Origin of the sequence: Paenibacillus sp. IHBB 3054, assembly GCF_051594305.1 — a bacterium.
Classification (GTDB): Bacteria; Bacillota; Bacilli; order Paenibacillales; family Paenibacillaceae; genus Paenibacillus_AQ.
Window position 1 is genome coordinate 41,740 of the sequence record NZ_JBOFBG010000043.1, and the last position, 20,646, is coordinate 62,385.

Consider the following 20,646-nt stretch of genomic DNA (forward strand, 5'->3'; position numbering starts at 1 on the left):
GCTTAAGGCTTAAGCTCCCTCTTCGATGACCTCTTCTTCTTCCGTAGCGGCGCGATCGTACTCGGCCAGAACCGCAGATTGAATCTTCTCGCGTGTTCCCGAAGAAATCGGGTGTGCGATATCGCGGAATTCGCCGTCCGGTGTACGCTTGCTGGGCATAGCAACGAACATCCCGTTATTACCGTCGATGACTCGAATGTCATGAACAACAAACTCGTTGTCGATTGTAATGGATGCGATTGCTTTCATTCTCCCCTCAGAGTTGACGCGGCGGAGTCTGACATCCGTAATTTGCATGTGTGTGTTCACCACCTTTTTCCATCAGAGACTTGGTGTATAATTCCACACAGCAAAGCGAATTCCTTCTTTTTGATTCCAAAAAATGCCTGATAATGAAGATTATTTTTGCGCAACCATTGATTTCGACACCATTCGCGGGGTTTTCTAATAATCCCTTACGATTTCGACATTTTACTGTTCTTTAGCGCAAAGTGACTGTCCAGCTCAGGAGGAGAAATAATTACCCGGATACGCTGAAATCCGCCGCACCTTGGAATCCACCTCATTCAGCTTCACCAGAGATACATAGTCATGCAGCAGACGCTCTTCCGTCTCCACCGCACCTGATTCCACGAGTACACCTACACCGGCCACTTCGGCATTAAACTCGCCAAGCAGATCGACCATACCGCGTACGGTACCCCCAGCCTTCATGAAATCATCCACGATCAGCACCCGCGACTTCTCACGCAGCGCCCTTCTCGACAGCGACATCGTATGTATGCTCTTGTGCGAGCCCGACACATAGTTGATGCTAACCGCAGAGCCCTCAGTCACCTGATGGTCACGGCGCACCAGCACCACCGGCAGCCCGAGCTGTGCAGCTGTGGCATAAGCCAGCGGAATGCCTTTGGTCTCCACGGTCATCACTACATCAATCTCTACCCCGTAGAAAGCCGTTGCAATGATTTTTCCGGCCTGTTCCATCAGAGAAGGCAGCCCCAGCAGGTCAGACATATATAAATAACCGCCGGGCAGAATCCGGTCGCTCTGCTCCAGCTGTCCGCACAAACGGTTAACGAAGGCCAGCGCCATCTCGGTTGGCATTCTAGGAATATAACGCACCCCGCCTGCCGCACCGGCCAGTGTCTGCAGCTCACCCATGCCTTCGCCTTCAAATACTTCTTTTATAATAGCCAAATCTTCGCTGATGGATGACTTTGCCGCGCCATACCGGTCTGCAAATGTTGACAGCGACAGCAGGTCATGGGGTTTCTCAAGCAAAAATTGGGTCATGTCTACCAAACGTTGGCTTCTTTTAAGTTTTTTCACGGAATGCTCCTCGCCAAAACCGAATATTATTATAAAATAATATCACTTTTGTACGGATTTACACAAGAAGAAACGGCTGCTCTGCCTCTGACAGGGCTAGCCGTTTCTCTGGAAGCTCTTCAGCTCAGCGAACGTACTGCGTAAACTTCCTTACAGAATCCGCGCAGTCCATTGTAAATTCTGGCTACCTTCGACTGCTTGGATACCAGACCGAAGACGGTCGGTCCGCTGCCGGACATCAGCACTCCATCTGCACCCAGCTTCATCATGGCTTCCTTCAGCTGCTGCACCTCGGGATGGAGCTTTAGCGTCACATCCTCCAGCACGTTGCCTAGCCCCGCACAGACTGCGTTGAAGTCGCCCGCTGCAATGGCCTCCTGCATCCGCATTGCCGACGGATGCACCGCAATGTCATTCGCTCGTACGCGTCCATACACCTCAGCCGTCGATACATTAATCGGCGGCTTCGCCAGGACGACCCAGCACTGCGGCGGATTCTCGATCGGAGTCAGCCGCTCGCCTCTGCCCGTAGCCAGGGCAGTGCCTCCTGTGACGCAGAACGGCACGTCCGAGCCCAGCTCGGCGCCCAGTTCCTGCAGCTCCTGCGCCGGGATACCGAGGCGCCAGAGCCTGTTCAGGCCGCGCAGCGTAGCTGCGGCATCGCTGCTGCCGCCGGCAAGGCCGGCAGCGACCGGAATTCTTTTGTCCAGATGGATATGTACACCGCTCTTCACGTTATAACGGTCTTTAATAAGCCTCGCCGCCTGAAAGGCAAGGTTCTTCTCGTCAAGCGGAATATATCCCGCCTGGCTTGATATAATAATCGAGTCTCTCTTCATCTCTGATAGCTCCAAACGGTCCGCCAGATCCACCATGGTCATAATCATTTCCACTTCGTGAAATCCGTCAGGCCGCTTGTGAAGCACATCCAGCATCAAATTGATCTTGGCCGGCGCTTTCTCATACATTTTCAAGGCGTTCACCCACCTTCAGCTTTTCCCGTAAAAACAACTTAACATATTATATGAGAAACTTGTAACGAAGTCCATTATCAAAAGTTTGGACAGGCCGAAAAGGGGACCGCCGCAAGGACGGTTCCCCTTTTTTATGACCGTTTTTCAGCACAAAAGCGGTTAAGACTTCCGGGCAGCCTGCTCGGCAAGCTGAATGGCCCTCTTCACCATATTCCCTGCATCCTGGGCCCGGATTCCACCCCAGCCGTCCCGCTCTACCGTTTCGTAGAATCCAAGCTCCTTGGCCAATTCCGTCTTCAGTTCCTCCGACATCATGCCTCGTTTTCTGCGGCTCATTAGCGGAATTCCTCCTTAGGGTAGTAGATGATAAGCTTATTGCTCCTTTAGTATGCTGTACCGGGGCAATGATCATTCAACCCACGAAGAAACCGTCCACACCGTTGTTATATATAAAAAACAAAAAACAGCCCCCATAGGAGACTGTCTGTAACACTTAAGCCTTAATATACATAATCCGCATTTGCCCATCGTCTTCGCAGACTGTGATCTCCACAGACTCCGTAAGAATATCGGCATAGCTATAGGAGACACGCTTGAAGGTTTGCTGCTCCTGATCCAGTTTGACAATAAATACAGAAGGGTACGTTTCTTCCAGGACACCGGTGCGTTCAACGGTCTTACGACGTCCACCGTTTGCACGCAACGTGATCTTATGACCGACGTGAGCTTCGAGACTGCGTTTAATTTCTAACAGCGCGTTATTAGCCATTACCTGACGACCACCTCTTTCCTTGTCCATTATACAACTTTTCACAAACATTGTCAAAGCAAATAAATAATTATAGATGATGCCAAAATAGTTGTCAACGGAATTTTTTTGGAACGAAAGGGTGCCGACCGAGGTGCCTTGTTATCGGTAATAATATACCGGAGGCTGTCGCCGCTTATACGGCTTCCACAACAAAAAAAGGAAAAGAAAAGCGTTATGCTTATCCTTTCCTTTTTTTATTCCTGCCATTCTGGAAAATTATTGCGTACGGCCTTTCCGGGCCCACGATACTATATCGCCGACGGGGTAACTTTCAGCGCGGAAAGATTCTGCAGGCGAGGCATTCCGATCCGGAAGCTGCCGCGTGTCTCTATCCCGCCCATTCCCTGGTTGCCGCTGATGGTATGATTCAGTACATCGCCTAGACTCACAGTGTCACGGATCGAGGTAAAAGAGGCTTTGGCCGCTATATAGACCGGATCCAGCGCATGAATCAGGATTCTCCCCGGCGAACTGGCAAAATTGGCCCCCGCCCCCAGCAGTGCCTCAAAATGCGACTGACAGGCTCCCGCCACAATAGTCAGGGCATCAAAATTCCGTTCATATTCCCTTGCAACCCCAATAGCTGCCACAAAGTTCTGCGAATTTTTGTAGCTGCTGAGACTGTAGAGATCATAAGTATGCGGCTGTTTCAGCACCCCGTCGTGGCCAGTAATAACTACGATATCCGGACGCACACGGGGCAGAAGCCGGTATAACGTCTCCGCCATTTTGGACTCATGAACATGATGTCCTTCTGCGGGAATCCGCAGCTGTTCATACAAGCTAAGACTTTTGTTCAAATAAAGCGCATCGCCGTCCAAATGCAGCACTTTTCCCGGCACCTCGAAATAAGCCGCCTCCTTGGGGGATTGCGGCCAGCCTCCGGCAACAGTCTCTCCGCTGCGCTGGCTCTGTTCCTGACGGTCCTTACGCAACCTTGTCAATGATTCCTTCGCTTTGATCTGTGCCTGCTGTCCCCGTTCTGTAATACGGGTAGGCGGCACTTGAACCAAGTCGTCCAGGGGAGCATCCGCCAACAGGCGGAATTCTGTGCCTTTGATTACGGCTCCACTCTGCACGATGTTCTCCACCCGGAAAGTTACATCTCCACCATAAGATTTGCGAACGACCAAGTCTCCTAAATTCATGACAACACCACCTCTACCCCCATCGTATGGGCAAAGGTCATGGTTGGTTCTTAAACAGCCACATTTTCAAAAGATAAAGCGCGATGTTTCACGCTACATACTCTAGGCGATTCCTGCCGCCAGCAGCACAGCGCTAAGCCGGGCGTACTCCGCAATACTCAGCGTCTCCCCGCGGCGGGTTGGTTCTATGCCAGCCTCAGCCAGCAGCGCCTCCAGGCGCTCACGGCCTTCTCCCGGGAAGAAGCGGGCCTTGAGATTGTTCGCTATTGTCTTGCGCCGCTGGGTGAAGGAAGCCTGGACCACTTCAAAGAAATGCTTCTCATCAGCCACATCAACCGGAGGACGTTCTCTGACCTTCAGCCGGATTACAGCAGATTCCACATTCGGCTGCGGGATGAAGACCGTACGCGGCACAATACAGACCAGCTCAGGCTCACTGTAGTACTGCACGGCTATGCTGAGGCTTCCATATTCTTTGCCGCCCGGAGAGGCCGCCATACGCTCAGCAACCTCCTTCTGGATCATTACCACGATATTATCCAGCGGAAGTTTCTCCTCCAGCAGTTTCATCAGTATAGGGGTTGTCACATAATACGGCAGGTTGGCAACCACACTTACTTTGTCGACGGTTGCAAAATCCTCTGTGAACAGTTCCTGCAAGTTTACCTTCAGCACATCATCATTGCGGATTTTGACATGCGGGTATGGAGACAATACATCCCGAAGAATTGGGATCAGTCTGCGGTCGATCTCTACAGCAGTCACCGCACCCGCAGCCATGGCCAGCCGTTCAGTAAGCGCTCCGATACCCGGACCAATCTCCAGGGCGCCCGCAGAGTCGGTTAATTCTGCTGCGTCCACAATTTTATCAAGGATATTCTGGTCGATCAGAAAGTTCTGTCCCAGGCTTTTTTTGAACGAAAAACCGTAGCGCTGAATAATTTCTTTGGTCCGTACTGGCGATGAGATCTTGTTATTGCCACTCATGAAGTAATGCCTCCCTGATCAATTTGTGCGAGAGCTCCGGAGAATTCTTCCCGCGTGATGCCAAACATAGCCAGCCGCTTGTACAGCTGTTTGCCGTTGCAATACCCGATGCCGAGCACGTTGCCCAGCGCCATCCTGCGCTCAGCCGCTCTCGGATGCACCAGCATGCCAGCCGCCATAAGATCCTCCAGCCCAATTAGGGCAGGGGCCCCTTCAAAGGAGGTATGTACATGCTGCAGCGCATGACGGATCGCTTCCGGTGATGCATTCTCAACACCGATATCCCCTTTGCGTGTAGCATCCTTCTCCGGGATGAATGCATGCTTGCAGCCTGGCACCTTGGAGGAGACAATCTTGCGGATGCGTTCGCCGGCATGATCGGGATCCGTAAGGATGATCACGCCTCTGCGTTCCATTGCTAGGGCTATCTTGGTGATAACCTTGCGGTCTACCGCTGAACCGCCAGTCTCTATCGTATCGGCCTCCACCGCCCGCTTGACGGCAACCGTATCACTCTTGCCTTCCACCACAATTAATTCCTTAATCATACACGTTGCTCCTTCCTGTAAAACACAAAAAGAAGAGGATTCGCTCCCCTTCTTTTTGGCTAAAGAATGTATAAGTGATGAGCGGCAGCCCGTTCTGTCAGTGCTACCCTCACTATAGCTTATAAACCGTTAATTTGCAAAAACGGACCACGTTAATTCAGCTCCGGCTTCACTGGACCGATCACATAAATGGTCCGGGACTTGCGGCCGAAATTACGGGCATGGCTCAGTGAATCGTAATAAACATCCAACTTGTTGCCTTTGATGGCACCGCCGGTATCCTCTGCTCGGCGAAACCCTAATCCCTCAATGTACACCCACCAGCCGATAGGAATTACATTCGGGTCCACAGCTATTGTCCGGCCTTCTGTTACACGTGTGCCAGAAGCCGTGCGGGTCCCAATGCCTGGTTCTTCTGAAGAATAGGCTGTCATCGACACATTTTTGATCATCTTCTTGTATTGGAAATCTACGCCTGCCTTGTGCACGACGTTACTGCTTTTTGCGGAAACTTTGGTTGTTTTGGATGCCGTACTTTTTTTGGAAGTTGTCACAGCAGCTACAACGGGCTTTGGCAGGGGTTTCGTACCAACATAAACAATTTTATGTTTGGTAACCGTCTGTACTTCCTTGCCAATCATGCGCATAGAGACCAGTTCTCCATCTTGGTAGACCTTCTCGATATGCTGGACCATGACGCCTGGTGCGCCTAACTGTGCCACTTTTACGGTTCCCTTGTTCAGGGAAGGATCTGAGGTCTTAATGACCTGGAATGGCAAATTTTGCTTCCGCTCTACAACCTGCTTGTTGATGCGGACAATTTTAATTCCCATGCCAGCCGATACTGTGGTGTCAAGCGAAGGATATATCTTGTCATTGCTCTCCAGGCTTAAACCCAGTTTGCTAATGGCGTCACCGATAGTGTCTTCGGTGGTGTACAGCGTTTTTGTTGCTCCATCCGCAGTGAGACTAAACTTCTGCGCACGATTGATCACGACACGGTCGCCGTCCTGTATCTCATCACTAAGGCCAATAGATAATTCATCATGCGGCTGCAGCGAAATTTGTTCCTTAGCCAGCACATCACTGAGCAGCGCTTCGCGCGTTTCCAGCGTCTGTGCTTTCCCGTCTATTACTAAAAATATCTCTTTCTTGCTCTGACCGTGTACGTACAGCAGAATGAGCAGCGCGATAACGATTGATACCGCACCTGCAAGCGAAAGTAAGCGAGGATTCACTTGCTTCCACCGTAATGCGAAAGACCTGCTGGATGATTGCGAATCATGGGATACTTCTGGTTGGAATACGCCCACTCTCTCCATCCTCCTTACATAGCCCCGTCGTCAAGTTGTATATCAAGGTGACTGTATCATTGCTGACGAAACTAGGTTTGAGATTGCAACAGGATACGCCCGCATTGCTTCAGCGTTTCCTGCTCATGGATCGCCTGCCCGGCATAATTACTCCAGATACCTGTTATATAACAGTATGCTGGGAACATTCGCATTATTCAAAACAAAAAAAGCCCAAAAAAGAGTTCACAGAGGACTCTTTCGTGGCTTCTCCGGATGTCAGAATACGCGGGAATGTTTATGCACGAGGTTTCCTCTCTTACTTGCGCTTACGGGGTTAGCTGTCGGGTTCGGGCATAAGAGAGACGCCCTATCTTAGGTCACCCGCTCACGGCGGTTGCCCTCAAATTCACCCCAAAGACCACGTGAAGAAATCAAATAAATTCTGCGGCATTTCTGTGTTGTACTCTATGTACGGACATGCGGCAGGCATTATTGGTTCCCCCGTTCTCCATACGGAGACTCAGCGAGACGATCCATGATTCAGTGACTGTCACAGTAACAACAGCTCACTGCACTGAAAAGATGATATCCTGTTTTGATGCATGTTGTAAAGGACGATTCAACCACGTTTACGCAAAAAAATGATTAAAATATTGTAATATTCAGCCGTTTTTAAATTAAAAAAGTTTAATATATCGGCTATACTTCATTTTTCACCGCTTTTACTCCCGATTTCAGACAATCCCAAATCGTTCCAGTGCGTTCGCATACGTAATTTCCGCCAATTCCTGTAAATCAATCCCTTTTATTTCCGCAGCAGCCTCTGCTACTAATCTCACATGTGCGCTCTCATTTCGCTTGCCCCGGAAAGGGTGCGGTGTCAAATAAGGCGAGTCCGTTTCAATCAGCAGCCGGTCCAGCGGAGTCTGGGCCAGCACCTCTTTTGGCACTCTGGCATTCTTGAATGTAATCGGTCCGCCGAAGGACAGGTGAAAGCCTAAATCCAGGCACATTTTGGCTATTTCCCAGCTGCCGGAGAAGGAGTGCATCACCCCGCCTATTTCATCAGCCTTCTCTTCACGGAGAATCCGCACCACATCTTCATGAGCATCACGGTTATGAATGCAAATCGGCATTTTCAGCTCACGGGCTAGTCCGATTTGTTTGCGGAACACTTCATGCTGTACCTCTTTGGGAGAGGTATCCCAATAGTAATCCAACCCAATTTCTCCGATGGCGACTACTTTTTTATGACTGCACAGTGAGGCGATCCACTCGAGATCACCGTCCCTCATGTCAATGGCATCCTGCGGATGCCAGCCTACGGCTGCATAGATATAATCATAGGTTTCAGCAAGCTTCATGGTTGTTGGGATTGTTTCCCTGTTAAAGCCAATATTAATCATTTTGGTAACTCCTGCCTCGAGCGCATTGGCGATTACCTTTTCGCGGTCCTCGTCGAATTGTGGAGCATCCAGATGGGTGTGAGTGTCGAACAATTGCATGTTACATCCCCTTTTCTGTCATAATTTCTATGATGAATTCCAAGTATTTTTGGATTACTTTGCAAAGATTTCTGCGATTGAAGAAGGCAGCATTGGAAGGGCTTTCTGCAGCTTATCCTGTGGAAAATACAGGTGATAACGGCCGCGGTGAATTCCGCTGATGGAGCGTACGATATCTGAAACTTCAGAGATCTCCCTCAGTTTGTCATGGCGGTCAAGCAGCAGAATTTGCTTGCTGTCAAAGCCTTGTCCCGCACGAAACACATCATAGGGCAAATCTGTCGGAAAATCAATTTCCAGATCATAATCAGCATCTAGCCCTGCCACGGCAAAGCTGCGGCGTATTTCGTCAATCGTCTCGGAATCAAGGTTCTCCATCTCTACATATTTATACAGTTTACGATGAATAAACCGGCTGCACAAGTCGCTTAACAATTCATCCTTCTCCAAAGTCCACTGCATGAAGGCGGTCTGGATCATAGCTTCGTCCAGCAGCAGATATTGCTCCACCGTAACCTCTCCGCGGAACAAATCACCTAAAGGATCAATCATGAACCGGAATTCATAACCGCTCTGGTACAGCTCTTTGGCTCTGCGGAAAATTTGCCGCAAAATGATTTCAGAACTGCGTGTGACCGGGTGAAAATATACCTGCCAGTACATTTGATACCGCGACATTAAGTAATCCTCGATGGCGTGCATCCCTGACTCCTTAACCACTACCCTTCCATGGTACGGGCGCAGCATTCTTAGGATCCTGTCAATATCAATCGTCCCATAGTTTACTCCCGTGTAGTATGCATCGCGGAGCAGATAATCCATGCGGTCAGCATCCAGAGGCCCGGACACCAAATTGACTACAATTTCATGCTCATAAGTTTTGGAGATTACCGAAGCTACCTTGCCGGGAAAATCCTCTGCCACATCCCGCAGAATCGCGGTGATCTCCGTGTTCTCCAGAATGATCCGGCAGGTCCAATCTTCATGGTTCATTTCAAAGGCTTCTTCTATAGAATGGGAGAACGGGCCATGCCCCAAATCATGCAGCAGCGCTGCACATAGAGTGAGCAGGCTCTCCTCCGGCATCCAATCCTTATACCCGCTTCGCTCGAACTGCGAAATGATGCGGCGTGTAATTTCGTAGACACCAAGGGAATGTGAAAATCGGCTATGCTCTGCACCATGGAAGGTTAGATAGGAGGTGCCAAGCTGACGGATGCGCCGCAGACGCTGAAACTCCTTGGTATTGATCAATCGCCAGATAATTGTGTCCTGCACGTGAATATAGTTATGAACCGGATCTTTGAAAACCTTCTCTTCTGTCAGCGGTTGCTTCATGTGTTCAACTCCTTCGAATAATATAATTAGAAATTAGAGGTAATAGGTAGTATAATAATGAATTATGTCGTACTTTGTCGAACTGTGTCATTTTAACTTTTTACAAATCGACAATTTAAATTTATCTGCATTTGTATGAATTTATGTGTAATGTAGGCGATATAAAAGTTTTATTTAAAAATTCCTTAAAATTAGCCTCAAAAAAGGTTGACTGTTTTGGGAATGGTTGGTATTATAAATATCATAAAACGGTGAACAATGTCGAATAATGACGCTTTTGAACATTGAGAGGAGCAACGATTGTAATGATGAAATCAACAGGAATTGTAAGAAAAGTAGATGAGCTTGGACGGGTTGTTATTCCGATCGAATTGCGCCGTACACTGGGCATTGGAGAAAAAGATGCGCTCGAAATTTACGTGGACGGTGAGCGGATCATGCTTAAAAAATACGAGCCAGCTTGCATTTTCTGCGGCAATGCTGAGAATGTAACCTATTTCAAAGGAAAAATTGTTTGTCATGAATGCATTTCTGCTATCCCTACCCCTGTGACAAACTAGAACAAATAGGTTATAATAGGAACTAATCAATTTGTTAATTCTAACCTTTTTATATCTCCTTGGCCTCCCGTTGATGCGGGAGGTATTTTTTATGTTTTTTTACCCTCCCAAACCCTCCCTACAGGGAGGGCCCCAAGGGCCCCGGCCCTCTGGACACCCGGAAGCTTGTCTAATTTGTGGCCGCGCGTAAAGGAGTAACTGTGACGGTGGACCGGCCCTCTTTCGGGCACGCCCTCAGGGCCTTGCCATGCGAGGGATTTCGCCATAGGCCGTGCGCCTATGGCGGCTGTGCGAAGGCGCTCCTATGCAACGTTTGGGCGATAAAGCCGCTCTCCCTGCGGGAATTGCTTTACGGTGGCACGGCTCAGTGACTTTAGCGGTTGCTGGCTGCTGGCTGATGAGCTGCTTTTTCTGCTTTTCCCGCTCTCCCTACGGGAATCGCTTTACGGCGGTACGGGCCAATGACTTTAGCGGTTGCTGGTTGCTGGCTGGTGAGCTGCTTTTTCTGCTTTTGCCCGCTCTCCCTGCGGGAATCGCTTTACGGTGTATGGGCCAGTGACTTTAGCGGTTGCTGATTGCTGGCTGGTGAGTAGCTTTTTGCTTTTGCCGCTCTCCCTGCGGGAATTGCTTTACGGTGGTGCGGGCCGGTGACTTTAGCGGTTGCCGGTTATGGCTGGTGAGTAGCTTTTTCTGCTTTTGCCCGCTCTCCCTACGGGAATCGCTTTACGGTGACACGGGCCAGTGACTTTAGCGCTTGCTGGTTACTGGCTGGTGAGCTGCTTTTTCTGCTTTTGCCTGCTCTCCCTACGGGAATCGCTTTACGAAGATAAACGCCCTTTACTCCCTGTCCAACAATGCATTGTAAATATCGCGTTTGGCCAAGCCACGGTCTGCGGCGGCTTTTTTCATAGCTTCCTTCCGTGCCATTCCTGCGTTTTCATAGTGAGAGACATGCAGCTCAATGCTGAGTTCGCGCCACCAGGAGGATTCAGCAATCTCAGCTTCTTCTTTGCTTTCCCCTTCAACAACGATTACATATTCGCCAAGCGGCGGATGTTCGGCCAGCCAAGCAGAACATTCCTCAATCGTGCCGCGCAGAAACTCCTCATAACGTTTTGTCAGTTCACGGGCCAGCACCACCCGGCGGTTGCCGAATGCCTCCTGCAGATGAACCAAGGTTTTGGCTACCCGGTGCGGAGATTCATAGAACAGCAAAGTTCCCTGCACAGAACGAACAGCGGATAATACATTACGGATATCCTTACGCTCCCTGGGCAGGAACCCGACAAAGGTAAAGCTTGTGGTCGGCAAGCCGGAGGCGATCAAAGCTGACAAAGCCGCGTTAGCTCCGGGGATCGGAATGACCGGAATATGGTGGCTGACGGCCAGTGCTACAAGATCAGCTCCAGGGTCGGAAATCGCCGGCAGACCGGCGTCGCTGACGAGCGCCAAATTTTTACCTTCTATTATATAGCGGATCAGTTCCGGTCCACTGGCAGCCTTATTATGCTCATGATAACTGAACAGCATGGAGGGCGTAATTTCAAAATGGCTCAGTAACTTACGCGTCTGTCTTGTATCCTCGGCGGCAATAATATCACATTCTTTTAAAGTGCGGACTGCACGGTAAGTCATATCCTCCAGATTGCCGATTGGCGTAGCGACCAGATAAAGACAACCGCATCCTGGCGGTTTAATTCCATCATTGTTGTTTTGAAAGCTGCTTTGGCATGTTATAGTCATTATTTACCCTCTTTGTTTCCATAATAAATATCCATAATTTCCGGACAGTATTGATTGTCCTCATTATATACGATCAGCGGCGGTTGTAAACGCACCTCAGGCTTTCCATCGCGTGCAGCTTCAATCAATACCATATTGGCTTCCAAATGCGCTCTTGGATGCACGAAACGAATCAGCTTTGGCTCCAGTCTGTTTTGTCTCATCAGGCTGATAATATCCACCAGACGCTGTGGTTTGTGTACCATACTTACCTTGCCTCCGGTGCGAACCAGTCTTACACATGCCTGAATCACCTCTTCCAGCGTGCAGCCAAGCTCATGGCGGGCCATCGCTTGATGTGTATTCAGCTTGAGATCGCTTCCGTTAAGCGGCATGTACGGCGGATTAACGGTAATCGCATCGTATACACCGTATCCTGCCTCATTATGCAGTTCGCGTAAATCCCCCTCATGTATCTTGATGCGCTCCTGCAGGCCGTTTAAGGCTACACTACGGCGGGCCATATCCGCCAAACGCGGCTGAATTTCAATACCTTCTATAGAAGCTTTGGTTCGTGTAGTGAGCAGTATCGGAATAACTCCATTGCCAGTACAAAGATCAAGTACTCTGCCGCGTGGCGGTATACCCGCAAACCGGGCCAGCAGTACGGCATCCATCGAGAAGCTGAACACTTCATCACTCTGAATAATCCGCAGATCATGAGTCAATAAATCATCCACCCGCTCCGTTGGCAGTAAGGGAACAGATATTTCGTTAGAAAAATTCGTCATTGTAATCTCCTAAATGTTTTGTTGAGCATATGCTTCAATGAAATTCTTCGAAACAAAACTTGCTTCGAAAGCATACACTTAGTTTTGCCTGAGCAACACTTCAATGAAATTCTCCGAAACAAACTTGCTTCGGAAGCATACGCTTAGTTTTGCCTGAACCTATGCACGCTTTCATCAGTCTACGCCCATAAATTCAAAAAAAACCGTAGGCGTAAATCTCCTACGGCTGGATATCCTCATTTATTAAGAAAAGAAAGGCAGAACAGACAATCACCTTCTGTGCGCAAATGACCGAAATAGACATTGCAGATGTGAAAGCCTTCATGATACAGCCGGGCCAGATTGTCATAACCTTCCCCAACTACCTCTTCTGTTCCCTCTCTGGCAGCCAAAAGAGCTTCCGCCTCCGCAGTATCAACGGCAGGGTCCAAAGGTGCGTCCCTCTTCAATATTTTGCGGAGCTGTTCATTCTCCAGACTAAGCCTTTGATTGGTTTCCATCAGTTCCTTAACCGTCTGTTTCCAATCTCCGAGACTTGCGCGCATGCTTTCCATCTGCGCTTCCATCTCCTGCATGTGTGCAAATATATTTATCTTCTCCAAGTTTCCACCCCGAAAGTAACCTTATATGGTTTACTTGACGACAACATCATCCATTGGAAGTTCCTTAACTTTGCCCACTTCAAACAGCTGTACATGAACCGTGCGGGTTCCGGCATTAATTCCTACCACCTTGCCGTCACCGAGTGAGGTTACGACAATCTTGCCTACCGCCGGCATTTCTTCCTTCGTGCTTTCGTAATTATCATGCTCAAACTTCAGGCAACACATCAGCCGTCCGCACAGACCCGAGATCTTTGTCGGATTAAGCGAAAGGTTCTGATCCTTAGCCATCTTGATCGATACCGGCTCGAAATCTCCAAGCCAGGAAGAGCAGCACAACACTCGTCCGCAAGGCCCCAGACCACCCAGCATCTTAGCCTCATCACGCACACCAATCTGCCGCAGCTCGATCCGGGTACGGAAAATACTTGCCAGGTCCTTGACCAATTCGCGGAAATCGACGCGGCCCTCGGCAGTGAAATAAAATATAATCTTATTGCGGTCAAACGTGAATTCCACATCCACAAGCTTCATTTTGAGGCCATGATCGCGAATTTTATTTAAACAGGTGGTAAAAGCGTCCTTGGCTGCACCTTTGTTCTCTTCAACCACACGTGCGTCGGTTTCTCCGGCAATACGCATGACCTTCTTGAGAGGCAATACAACATCCGCTTCCTGCACCTCTTTTTTGCCAACGACAACTCTACCGTATTCGACCCCTCTTGCCGTCTCAACAATAACGCATTGATCGCGTTCAATCGGGAAATCAAGCGGATCAAAATAATATATTTTACCCGCTTTTTTGAAGCGGACACCTACTACGCTGTACAAAAATTAACCCCCTTGTTTGCCGGTAAAGGAACCCTTAAGCAAGTCCGCTCTCTGATGATCCATGCTTGTCCTTCCTTATCCGTTAAACCCATACTTCCAGGCTGAAGCGACATATAGAGGATATATCATAACTAACCCTTTAACTTTCCAGTCGGATTAAGAACTGCTCCAGACACAGTTGGGCATTGGCATTGGACCGGAGCCTCCGCTTGCTCTCCGCCGCGAATTCCATATAAGCCACCCATTGTTCCGTACTCCGCTGACGGGCATGTCTGGAAATAAAGTCTAACTGATCTATGAAAACGATGCTTTCGTGTCTTCGGTACAGGAAGTAAAGCATATCTTTAAACCAAAGGTGGAACATGCTGAAAAGAATATCCAAATGTTCACCGAGCCCGGCCTTGAACAGCTTCTGCCCTACGGTTGCTACCGCAGTGCTGCCTTTGCCCAAAGACTCCTTAGCTAATTGTAACACTAGATTTCTCATTTCTGCAAACCAATTCTGTGCCAAAAGTTCCCTGCAGCCATCAAGACCTGAAGTCAGCGATACTGCACACCGGGCCAGCGGCACGGGAACCCCCTCGCCGGATAACGCCTGGAGCATAATATCCGGATGCAGCGGACTAAACGGAATCCGCTGAGTCCTTGACTGGATCGTTGGAAGCAGGGAACTGCTATTGTCGGAGATTAAAATGCCTACTGCCGGAGCAGGTGGCTCCTCCAAAAATTTGAGCAGACTGTTGGCGGCTTGCACCGTCATTTTATCCGCTCCTTCTATAATATAAACCTTCGGGTTAATTCCTTCCGAGCGGTAAGAAAAAACACGCTGCAGCTCACGAATCTGATCGATCTTAAGGCTCGCCCCTTCGGGCTTCAGCAGGGTTAAATCCGGATGGTTGCCATGCTCAACCTTGCGGCATTCCAGGCATTCCCCACAGGCATCGTCCTTGAGCGCGGTGCAAAAAATGGCTTGCGCAAACATCAGCGCTGTCTTCATTTGTCCGCTCCCGGAAGGTCCGGTGAACAGATAGGCATGACTAACCGCTTCTTTGCGCAATGCATTTTGCAGCAGGCGTTTGGCATCCTCCTGGCCTAATATATCATGAAAAGGCATAAATTCCTCCAACTCTTTTAAAAAGCAAGATTAATCAGCATTCCGCGGATCTCTCCAACCCGTCCCAGCAGATCAATACGGCCATGCTCACTTTCCAGCAAGTCATCCGCCAAGTTCAGCAGCGCGGCATCGATCTCCTCCAACAGTTTATACCTTTTACTCCTGCCGCGACGGTCCCAGCCCTTCGTATCCTTCAGAATGACTCCGCGGCGCGCAGTCTCCTCCAGAAACTTTTTGATCATATTGCGGTAAATCGCCAGCTCACGGACCGTCATGGATTTGGATAGCCGATCGCCCTGCTGCTGGATATCTTTAATCTGGCGGTTAAGCTCATCTATCGTTTTCTGTTCACCCTGCTGATGGAATACATCAGTAAATGATTTTTGCTGAATGGGCCTTCTACCTTCTTCGTTAGTCGGCAGCTCGCTTTTTAGGGGCCTGTAGCCCGGATTGATTTTCAAAGGTATCTACCGTCCTTATCATGGGATTGCACCGGTATTATGCTCAATAATGCTCAAAACGATCAACAGGAAGCACGAATACTGTTGCTCCGCCTACCTGTACCTCTACAGGAAGTGGTAAATATGAATCCGTCGTACCGCTCATAGGAGTTACCGGAGTAACAAGCTGCTCACGCACTTTGCAGCTATTGCGGATAACACTAAGTACAGCATCTACCTGAGTATCGTCTACACCAATCATAAATGTGGTATTCCCTGCGCGCAGAAACCCGCCTGTACTGGCCAGCTTGGTTGCACGGAAGTTTGCCTTGACCAGCTCACTGGACAACCGGTTACTATCTTTATCCTGGATAATTGCGATGATTAAGTTCATCTTCGTTCCCTCCTAAAAGTTTTGTAGGCGATACATTGGAGAGTTACCTCTTCAAAGGTGATGTGAAAAGTTCACACCTAAGTAATATTAGACAAAGTGCCTTAAAAATCCTTTAAAATGCGCTCCTTCAGCGTACGAACGATATCCTGTTCAACCATATGAATCGGACGATTAGCATCGAGGACAACAATCCGCTGAGGATCTGATGCAATAACGAGCTGATACCCTTCACGAACCTTTTGGTGAAAAGCCAGGTTTTCCAAATCAAGGCGGTTCACTTCCCGTTCCTGATTGGCAGCGATCCGTGACAGCCCCACCTCCGGGTCCACATCCAGATAGAAGGTTAGATCCGGCATCCGGCTTCCAATGGCAAAGCGGTTAATGCTCCAGACCTCTTCAATGCCAAGTCCTCTCGCATAACCCTGATACACGAGACTGCTGTCTACAAACCGGTCACAGAGTACGGTAATCCCGTCCTTGAGGGCAGGCTCAACTACTTCCGCCAGATGCTGGCTTCTTGCCGCTGCATACAGCAACGCTTCCGTCCGGGAATCCATAGCAGTATGGGCGGGATCCAAAATGATGGATCGGATCTTCTCGGCGATTTCAATCCCCCCGGGTTCACGCGTAATCCGGTAGGGCATGGAGTGATTCTGCAAATATGCCGCCACCCGGCCCAGTACTGTTGTTTTTCCCGAGCCATCGCCTCCCTCCAAAGTAATGAAGAAACCTTCTCGTGCCACTTATACTTCTCCGCCCTTCTGAATGTTGTATACCTTGATATGCTGTAAGACCGGATCAGCGCAGGCCTGAAATTTAGCTCCGCCTTTACTGAGACCACTCAGCCGGTTGCATATGGCTTCGGTTATTGCTTCGCCTGGATAGAGCAGTGGAATGCCCGGCGGATAAGGAATAACCATCTCTGCCGCCACTCTTCCTATACTATATTCCAAGCGGATACTTTCCGTTTCACTTTCAAGCACCGGCCGTAAAGAGAACGGAACCGGATCTGAAATCAGAGACGTGGTGAAATTGTTCCACGTGGAATTATTGCTGTGAGGAGATTTGCTTCCCTCTGCCTGGCTGTCAGCTAAGGCTGCTGCGGGTGCTTGCTCCGCAGCAGCCTTAGAAACCGCAGATGCCGGACCAGCAGCAGCCCCAGATGCCAGCGGCACCGGGCATGGCATGTCTGCATCAATCTCCTGCAGCGCGCTCAGCAGCGCTGCGGCATCTTCAGCCTTCGAGCCGAGGCTGAAGGCCAGCACTACGTGCCGGGCATCGCTCATCTCCGGCACGATGCCCTTCTCCTCGAGCCTGCGCTGCAGCTCGAAGCCCCCCAGGACCCCGGCGGCGTCATAAATGACGGCCTTGAAGGGGTCCTGCATGCTGTACGCCGCCCCGCTCTGCGGCGGCGTTCCCGTGCCGGCGGCTGCGCCTGCGCCGCCGGAAGGCTGCAGCAGCCTATAACGCGGCAGCTGCGCTAGGCCGCGCCGCAGGACGTCTACGGCGGCGAGCCCCGCCGTGAAGGCATCGGCGCGCTGGCTGTGCACCAGCCGCCGGGCCAGATCGAGCGAAGCCATCACGGGGTAGGATGGGCTGGAGCTCTGCACCATCGCGAGCCGCTGCCTAAGCAGGGTGCGGTCAAGCCGCGGGCCCTGCACATGCAGCATGGCGCCCATGGTGAGCGCCGGCAGCATCTTGTGCGTGGACTGCACTACGCCGTCCGCGCCGCACCTTAGCGCCCCTGCCGGCAGCGCGGGGTGCTGTCCGTAATGCGCCCCATGCGCCTCGTCAACCAGCAGCGGAACGCCGCTGTCGTGACAGATCTGCGCGAGGGGCGCCAGGTCGCTGCCCATGCCGTAGTAATTCGGCATGGTGACCAGCACAGCTGCGGCTTCCGGGTAGGCTGCCAAGGCAGCCTGCACCGTCTCAGCCGCAGGAGCGACCGCAAGGCCGCTGTCCGCATCCAGCAGCGGCTCCAGAAAAACTGCCTGAACACCCGCCAGCATTAGTCCATGAATGACCGATTTATGCACATTTCGCTGCAGAATCATGATCATTCCCGGCTGGGGGCATACCGTCAGGATGAGGGCAAGATTACCGGCAGTGCTGCCGCCAACGAGAAAAAAACTCTCTTCCGCCCCAAAACAATCCGCTGCCAGCTCCTGTGCTTCCTTAATCACCCCTTCAGGATGATGAAGGTCATCTGTTCCGGTAATCTCTGTGACATCATATTTCATGATCTCATCCAGATACCCTGCGCCCCCGAATCCGCTATAAGCCTCACCATTCTTATGGCCCGGCACATGATAAGATATATTACCCTTTACTCTATATTGTTCCAACATTTCGTATACAGGTGCCCTGCCAGGCTGTAAATTGTTCATGATCTATTCCTTCCCTGGGGGTTACCTTCTATTTTAACGCAAATATGTGCAAACGCCTATTATTCTGCACAAAAGCCTCTTCACGACAACAAAACGGCTCCTCCCGTCCTTTAAGACGGGGAAGCCGTTATATTGAAGCCTTCTTATGCAGCCAACGCGACACATAACCACCGCCTGCTTTTTTTACCCCATCTTGATTTCATACCTGTGCTCTGCTCAAGCGTTCTTCTGCAATCCGATCTTCTTCATCCGTCCAATAAAAAAACGGTATTTGGCATCTTCCGCCTCTGTATGCACCATTTCACTCTCACAATCCTCACAAATGAAATGCGAGACAATCACAATACCTTCCTCTTTCACTTGTCCGCAAATGATGCAGGGCTGTCCGGGTTGCTGTTCCATTACCATCCCACCTTGACTCTTTTAAGAACAGTATGTTACACCTTCTATCATTTTAAACCTTTTCATAGTTTTTTCCTATCCTTCAAGGCTTATAATATATATATTCCGTCATTTATCTAAAGGTGAGCCTGATGCTGAAGTTTAATAAATTGCTGCCATTCGCCGATATTAGTAACATGAGAACTAAGTGAGGAGGTCAAACCTTTCTTTATGGAACCTAACACCAAAGGCGCAGCCACATTCTATCAATACAAGCTTATTAAAAAGATTAATCTCACGCCTGTTAAGCTGCGGATATATATTGCGCTCCCCCTCTTTTTCGTAGTGCTGGAAACAGTGTTCCTTTCCTGGTGGAGTATCCTGTTCATGATTATTGCCGCACCTGTTGTGATATGGATTCAATATGTAATCTCGCGGTCAGTTCTGGTCATTACCGGGCATCCCATCGCCAAGCGGTGGAGATTATCCTTTCGCCTGCCATGGCTTGGTTATATGCCTGATCAATACATCAGCTATGGCATCTTCCGTAAAGTGCAGATGCATAACTTCTGGATCGGCCTGTGCATCGCCGCGCTGTTTATTGTATGGTCTCCGCCGGCATTTACAGTATCCTTGATCATCTGTCATCTATGGGTGCTCTTCCCCCGTCTTTATACGCTGCTGAGACTAAATCGTGATGAGAAAAATGGTATGCTTAAGTTCACATCCACTGATGTTTCTTATTACTCTCAGTAATCAACAAGCCACATACATACAGCGATGAAATGCTCACACTACAATAAATAACCGCCGTCTATTAGGACGGCGGTTATTTATTTACTCTCCAGCTCTTAAACTATGTTTTCTTCTCCTTCGGAATCATCACAATGAAATAGTCATCATGGATCGTTAGGTGAACTGTGAGTCCATCCTTCTCAAAGACTCGGGAGCTTCCGGAGTCATCATCCTGTTGTTCTTCCCATCCCCAAGCCTTGATAGCTTCCAAATAAGGCTCTGCTACGCCTTCCTTTTCTTTAAGTCCGGGCAATGAATAACGAACATAATCCATCGCGACATTGGTAGTGGTCCGATCAGGAGAGCTAGCATCCTTAGGTACCGGAAAGCTTTTTTCGTTAAGTGCACCCTCAAAGGCATCCCAGGCAGGCTCTTTCGTACCGCAACCAACCAGCATTACACAAACTATAGAAACAATAAATAATATCCACAAGGGCCGGGTTCGCTTCATACCTTAAATCCTCCTTACCTCTACCATGCATCTAAAGACGCAAGAAAATTCAAATTTAGAATTTATCAGTAGTTCATTCGTATTAAGGTTCTTCTTAATATTTGCACTTTTCTATTATACTTTGATCTGCTGTGGCGTCGGTAACAAAAATGTCACTCCATTGTAAGCGTTTTATAAATTTATGCTCCTCTATACCTATCTCTTACACTCTAAATAACAAAAAAGCCACTGTTGAGAAAC

Annotated in this window: 24 protein-coding genes and 1 riboswitch; of the genes, 2 read left to right on the top strand and 22 right to left on the bottom strand. The window is 49.5% G+C overall.

Features of this window, described 5'->3' with window-relative positions; genetic code table 11:
• Positions 1 to 9 precede the first annotated feature (9 nt).
• The 11 genes from spoVG to ACQ76X_RS30295 all read right to left on the bottom strand — a co-directional run bounded on the left by spoVG (position 10) and on the right by ACQ76X_RS30295 (position 9,938).
• Positions 10 to 297, bottom strand: a complete 288-nt coding sequence (spoVG, locus tag ACQ76X_RS30245) for a septation regulator SpoVG (RefSeq protein WP_020425826.1) — start codon at positions 295 to 297, stop codon at positions 10 to 12.
• A gap of 207 nt (positions 298 to 504) precedes the next feature.
• Positions 505 to 1,332 carry a pur operon repressor gene (gene purR / locus ACQ76X_RS30250; RefSeq protein ID WP_038584367.1) on the bottom strand — a complete coding sequence of 276 codons (828 nt, stop codon included), beginning with the start codon at positions 1,330 to 1,332 and terminating at the stop codon, positions 505 to 507.
• A 119-nt stretch (positions 1,333 to 1,451) separates the two neighbouring features.
• Positions 1,452 to 2,306, bottom strand: a complete 855-nt coding sequence (gene ispE / locus ACQ76X_RS30255) for a 4-(cytidine 5'-diphospho)-2-C-methyl-D-erythritol kinase (protein ID WP_438497461.1) — start codon at positions 2,304 to 2,306, stop codon at positions 1,452 to 1,454.
• A gap of 159 nt (positions 2,307 to 2,465) precedes the next feature.
• Positions 2,466 to 2,642, bottom strand: coding sequence for a small, acid-soluble spore protein, alpha/beta type (locus ACQ76X_RS30260; RefSeq protein ID WP_019914492.1), 177 nt, complete (start codon positions 2,640 to 2,642; stop codon positions 2,466 to 2,468).
• 157 nt (positions 2,643 to 2,799) lie between these two features.
• Complete coding sequence (gene veg, locus ACQ76X_RS30265) at positions 2,800 to 3,075, bottom strand: biofilm formation stimulator Veg (protein WP_019914493.1); 276 nt, start codon at positions 3,073 to 3,075, stop codon at positions 2,800 to 2,802.
• Between the two features lie 290 nt (positions 3,076 to 3,365).
• A complete protein-coding gene (gene yabG, locus ACQ76X_RS30270) occupies positions 3,366 to 4,265 on the bottom strand; it encodes a sporulation peptidase YabG (RefSeq protein WP_038584361.1) in 900 nt (299 codons plus the stop codon).
• Positions 4,266 to 4,367: 102 nt separating this feature from the next.
• Positions 4,368 to 5,252 carry a 16S rRNA (adenine(1518)-N(6)/adenine(1519)-N(6))-dimethyltransferase RsmA gene (rsmA, locus tag ACQ76X_RS30275; protein WP_038584358.1) on the bottom strand — a complete coding sequence of 295 codons (885 nt, stop codon included), beginning with the start codon at positions 5,250 to 5,252 and terminating at the stop codon, positions 4,368 to 4,370.
• The gene (gene rnmV, locus ACQ76X_RS30280) at positions 5,249 to 5,800 is read right to left on the bottom strand and encodes a ribonuclease M5 (RefSeq protein WP_438497463.1); all 552 of its coding nucleotides are present in this window, start codon (positions 5,798 to 5,800) and stop codon (positions 5,249 to 5,251) included. The genes rsmA and rnmV overlap by 4 nt, the downstream gene beginning before the upstream one ends.
• Positions 5,801 to 5,952: 152 nt before the next feature.
• Entirely contained in the window at positions 5,953 to 7,113 is a 1,161-nt protein-coding gene (locus tag ACQ76X_RS30285; protein WP_438497465.1) for a ubiquitin-like domain-containing protein, read from the bottom strand.
• 290 nt (positions 7,114 to 7,403) lie between these two features.
• Positions 7,404 to 7,631: riboswitch (cyclic di-AMP (ydaO/yuaA leader) on the bottom strand.
• A gap of 198 nt (positions 7,632 to 7,829) precedes the next feature.
• On the bottom strand, positions 7,830 to 8,600 hold the full coding sequence (locus ACQ76X_RS30290; RefSeq protein ID WP_038584350.1) for a TatD family hydrolase: 771 nt from the start codon (positions 8,598 to 8,600) through the stop codon (positions 7,830 to 7,832).
• A gap of 54 nt (positions 8,601 to 8,654) precedes the next feature.
• Positions 8,655 to 9,938 carry an HD domain-containing protein gene (locus ACQ76X_RS30295; RefSeq protein ID WP_438497468.1) on the bottom strand — a complete coding sequence of 428 codons (1,284 nt, stop codon included), beginning with the start codon at positions 9,936 to 9,938 and terminating at the stop codon, positions 8,655 to 8,657.
• Between the two features lie 305 nt (positions 9,939 to 10,243).
• Here ACQ76X_RS30295 and ACQ76X_RS30300 point away from each other — a divergent pair, with 305 nt between their 5' ends.
• Positions 10,244 to 10,498 carry an AbrB/MazE/SpoVT family DNA-binding domain-containing protein gene (locus ACQ76X_RS30300; RefSeq protein ID WP_019914502.1) on the top strand — a complete coding sequence of 85 codons (255 nt, stop codon included), beginning with the start codon at positions 10,244 to 10,246 and terminating at the stop codon, positions 10,496 to 10,498.
• A gap of 837 nt (positions 10,499 to 11,335) precedes the next feature.
• Here ACQ76X_RS30300 and rsmI read toward each other — a convergent pair.
• The 10 genes from rsmI to ACQ76X_RS30350 all read right to left on the bottom strand — a co-directional run bounded on the left by rsmI (position 11,336) and on the right by ACQ76X_RS30350 (position 19,181).
• Positions 11,336 to 12,241, bottom strand: coding sequence for a 16S rRNA (cytidine(1402)-2'-O)-methyltransferase (gene rsmI, locus ACQ76X_RS30305; protein WP_438497469.1), 906 nt, complete (start codon positions 12,239 to 12,241; stop codon positions 11,336 to 11,338).
• Positions 12,241 to 13,011: a tRNA1(Val) (adenine(37)-N6)-methyltransferase gene (locus ACQ76X_RS30310; RefSeq protein ID WP_076113621.1), complete on the bottom strand. Its 771-nt coding sequence runs from the start codon at positions 13,009 to 13,011 to the stop codon at positions 12,241 to 12,243. The genes rsmI and ACQ76X_RS30310 overlap by 1 nt, the downstream gene beginning before the upstream one ends.
• A 236-nt stretch (positions 13,012 to 13,247) precedes the next feature.
• A complete protein-coding gene (locus tag ACQ76X_RS30315) occupies positions 13,248 to 13,613 on the bottom strand; it encodes an initiation-control protein YabA (RefSeq protein WP_038584339.1) in 366 nt (121 codons plus the stop codon).
• Between the two features lie 30 nt (positions 13,614 to 13,643).
• The gene (locus ACQ76X_RS30320) at positions 13,644 to 14,444 is read right to left on the bottom strand and encodes a PSP1 domain-containing protein (RefSeq protein ID WP_038584336.1); all 801 of its coding nucleotides are present in this window, start codon (positions 14,442 to 14,444) and stop codon (positions 13,644 to 13,646) included.
• A 139-nt stretch (positions 14,445 to 14,583) separates the two neighbouring features.
• Positions 14,584 to 15,558, bottom strand: a complete 975-nt coding sequence (gene holB / locus ACQ76X_RS30325; protein WP_038584334.1) for a DNA polymerase III subunit delta' — start codon at positions 15,556 to 15,558, stop codon at positions 14,584 to 14,586.
• Positions 15,559 to 15,575: 17 nt separating this feature from the next.
• Positions 15,576 to 16,019 (bottom strand): YaaR family protein, encoded by a 444-nt coding sequence (locus tag ACQ76X_RS30330; protein ID WP_038584331.1) that lies wholly within the window; start codon positions 16,017 to 16,019, stop codon positions 15,576 to 15,578.
• Positions 16,020 to 16,062: 43 nt separating this feature from the next.
• Positions 16,063 to 16,392, bottom strand: coding sequence for a cyclic-di-AMP receptor (locus tag ACQ76X_RS30335; protein WP_038584327.1), 330 nt, complete (start codon positions 16,390 to 16,392; stop codon positions 16,063 to 16,065).
• A 101-nt stretch (positions 16,393 to 16,493) separates the two neighbouring features.
• Positions 16,494 to 17,135, bottom strand: a complete 642-nt coding sequence (tmk, locus tag ACQ76X_RS30340; protein ID WP_438497470.1) for a dTMP kinase — start codon at positions 17,133 to 17,135, stop codon at positions 16,494 to 16,496.
• The gene (locus ACQ76X_RS30345) at positions 17,136 to 18,779 is read right to left on the bottom strand and encodes an aminotransferase class I/II-fold pyridoxal phosphate-dependent enzyme (RefSeq protein ID WP_438497471.1); all 1,644 of its coding nucleotides are present in this window, start codon (positions 18,777 to 18,779) and stop codon (positions 17,136 to 17,138) included.
• A 216-nt stretch (positions 18,780 to 18,995) separates the two neighbouring features.
• Complete coding sequence (locus ACQ76X_RS30350) at positions 18,996 to 19,181, bottom strand: sigma factor G inhibitor Gin (RefSeq protein ID WP_038584317.1); 186 nt, start codon at positions 19,179 to 19,181, stop codon at positions 18,996 to 18,998.
• 210 nt (positions 19,182 to 19,391) lie between these two features.
• Between ACQ76X_RS30350 and ACQ76X_RS30355 the strand changes: the two genes are divergently transcribed.
• Positions 19,392 to 19,916 (top strand): hypothetical protein, encoded by a 525-nt coding sequence (locus tag ACQ76X_RS30355; protein WP_438497473.1) that lies wholly within the window; start codon positions 19,392 to 19,394, stop codon positions 19,914 to 19,916.
• A gap of 100 nt (positions 19,917 to 20,016) precedes the next feature.
• Here ACQ76X_RS30355 and ACQ76X_RS30360 read toward each other — a convergent pair whose 3' ends face one another.
• The gene (locus tag ACQ76X_RS30360) at positions 20,017 to 20,406 is read right to left on the bottom strand and encodes a hypothetical protein (RefSeq protein ID WP_340895732.1); all 390 of its coding nucleotides are present in this window, start codon (positions 20,404 to 20,406) and stop codon (positions 20,017 to 20,019) included.
• Positions 20,407 to 20,646 lie beyond the last annotated feature (240 nt).

Coding starts and splice junctions, on each gene's coding strand:
- spoVG (WP_020425826.1), bottom strand. CDS start 297: ATGCAAATTACGGATGTCAGACTCCGCCGCGTCAACTCTGAGGGGAGA.
- ACQ76X_RS30260 (WP_019914492.1), bottom strand. CDS start 2,642: ATGAGCCGCAGAAAACGAGGCATGATGTCGGAGGAACTGAAGACGGAA.
- veg (WP_019914493.1), bottom strand. CDS start 3,075: ATGGCTAATAACGCGCTGTTAGAAATTAAACGCAGTCTCGAAGCTCAC.
- yabG (WP_038584361.1), bottom strand. CDS start 4,265: ATGAATTTAGGAGACTTGGTCGTTCGCAAATCTTATGGTGGAGATGTA.
- rsmA (WP_038584358.1), bottom strand. CDS start 5,252: ATGAGTGGCAATAACAAGATCTCATCGCCAGTACGGACCAAAGAAATT.
- rnmV (WP_438497463.1), bottom strand. CDS start 5,800: ATGATTAAGGAATTAATTGTGGTGGAAGGCAAGAGTGATACGGTTGCC.
- ACQ76X_RS30290 (WP_038584350.1), bottom strand. CDS start 8,600: ATGCAATTGTTCGACACTCACACCCATCTGGATGCTCCACAATTCGAC.
- ACQ76X_RS30295 (WP_438497468.1), bottom strand. CDS start 9,938: ATGAAGCAACCGCTGACAGAAGAGAAGGTTTTCAAAGATCCGGTTCAT.
- ACQ76X_RS30300 (WP_019914502.1), top strand. CDS start 10,244: ATGATGAAATCAACAGGAATTGTAAGAAAAGTAGATGAGCTTGGACGG.
- rsmI (WP_438497469.1), bottom strand. CDS start 12,241: ATGACTATAACATGCCAAAGCAGCTTTCAAAACAACAATGATGGAATT.
- ACQ76X_RS30310 (WP_076113621.1), bottom strand. CDS start 13,011: ATGACGAATTTTTCTAACGAAATATCTGTTCCCTTACTGCCAACGGAG.
- holB (WP_038584334.1), bottom strand. CDS start 15,558: ATGCCTTTTCATGATATATTAGGCCAGGAGGATGCCAAACGCCTGCTG.
- ACQ76X_RS30335 (WP_038584327.1), bottom strand. CDS start 16,392: ATGAACTTAATCATCGCAATTATCCAGGATAAAGATAGTAACCGGTTG.
- ACQ76X_RS30345 (WP_438497471.1), bottom strand. CDS start 18,779: ATGAACAATTTACAGCCTGGCAGGGCACCTGTATACGAAATGTTGGAA.
- ACQ76X_RS30350 (WP_038584317.1), bottom strand. CDS start 19,181: ATGGAACAGCAACCCGGACAGCCCTGCATCATTTGCGGACAAGTGAAA.
- ACQ76X_RS30355 (WP_438497473.1), top strand. CDS start 19,392: ATGGAACCTAACACCAAAGGCGCAGCCACATTCTATCAATACAAGCTT.
- ACQ76X_RS30360 (WP_340895732.1), bottom strand. CDS start 20,406: ATGAAGCGAACCCGGCCCTTGTGGATATTATTTATTGTTTCTATAGTT.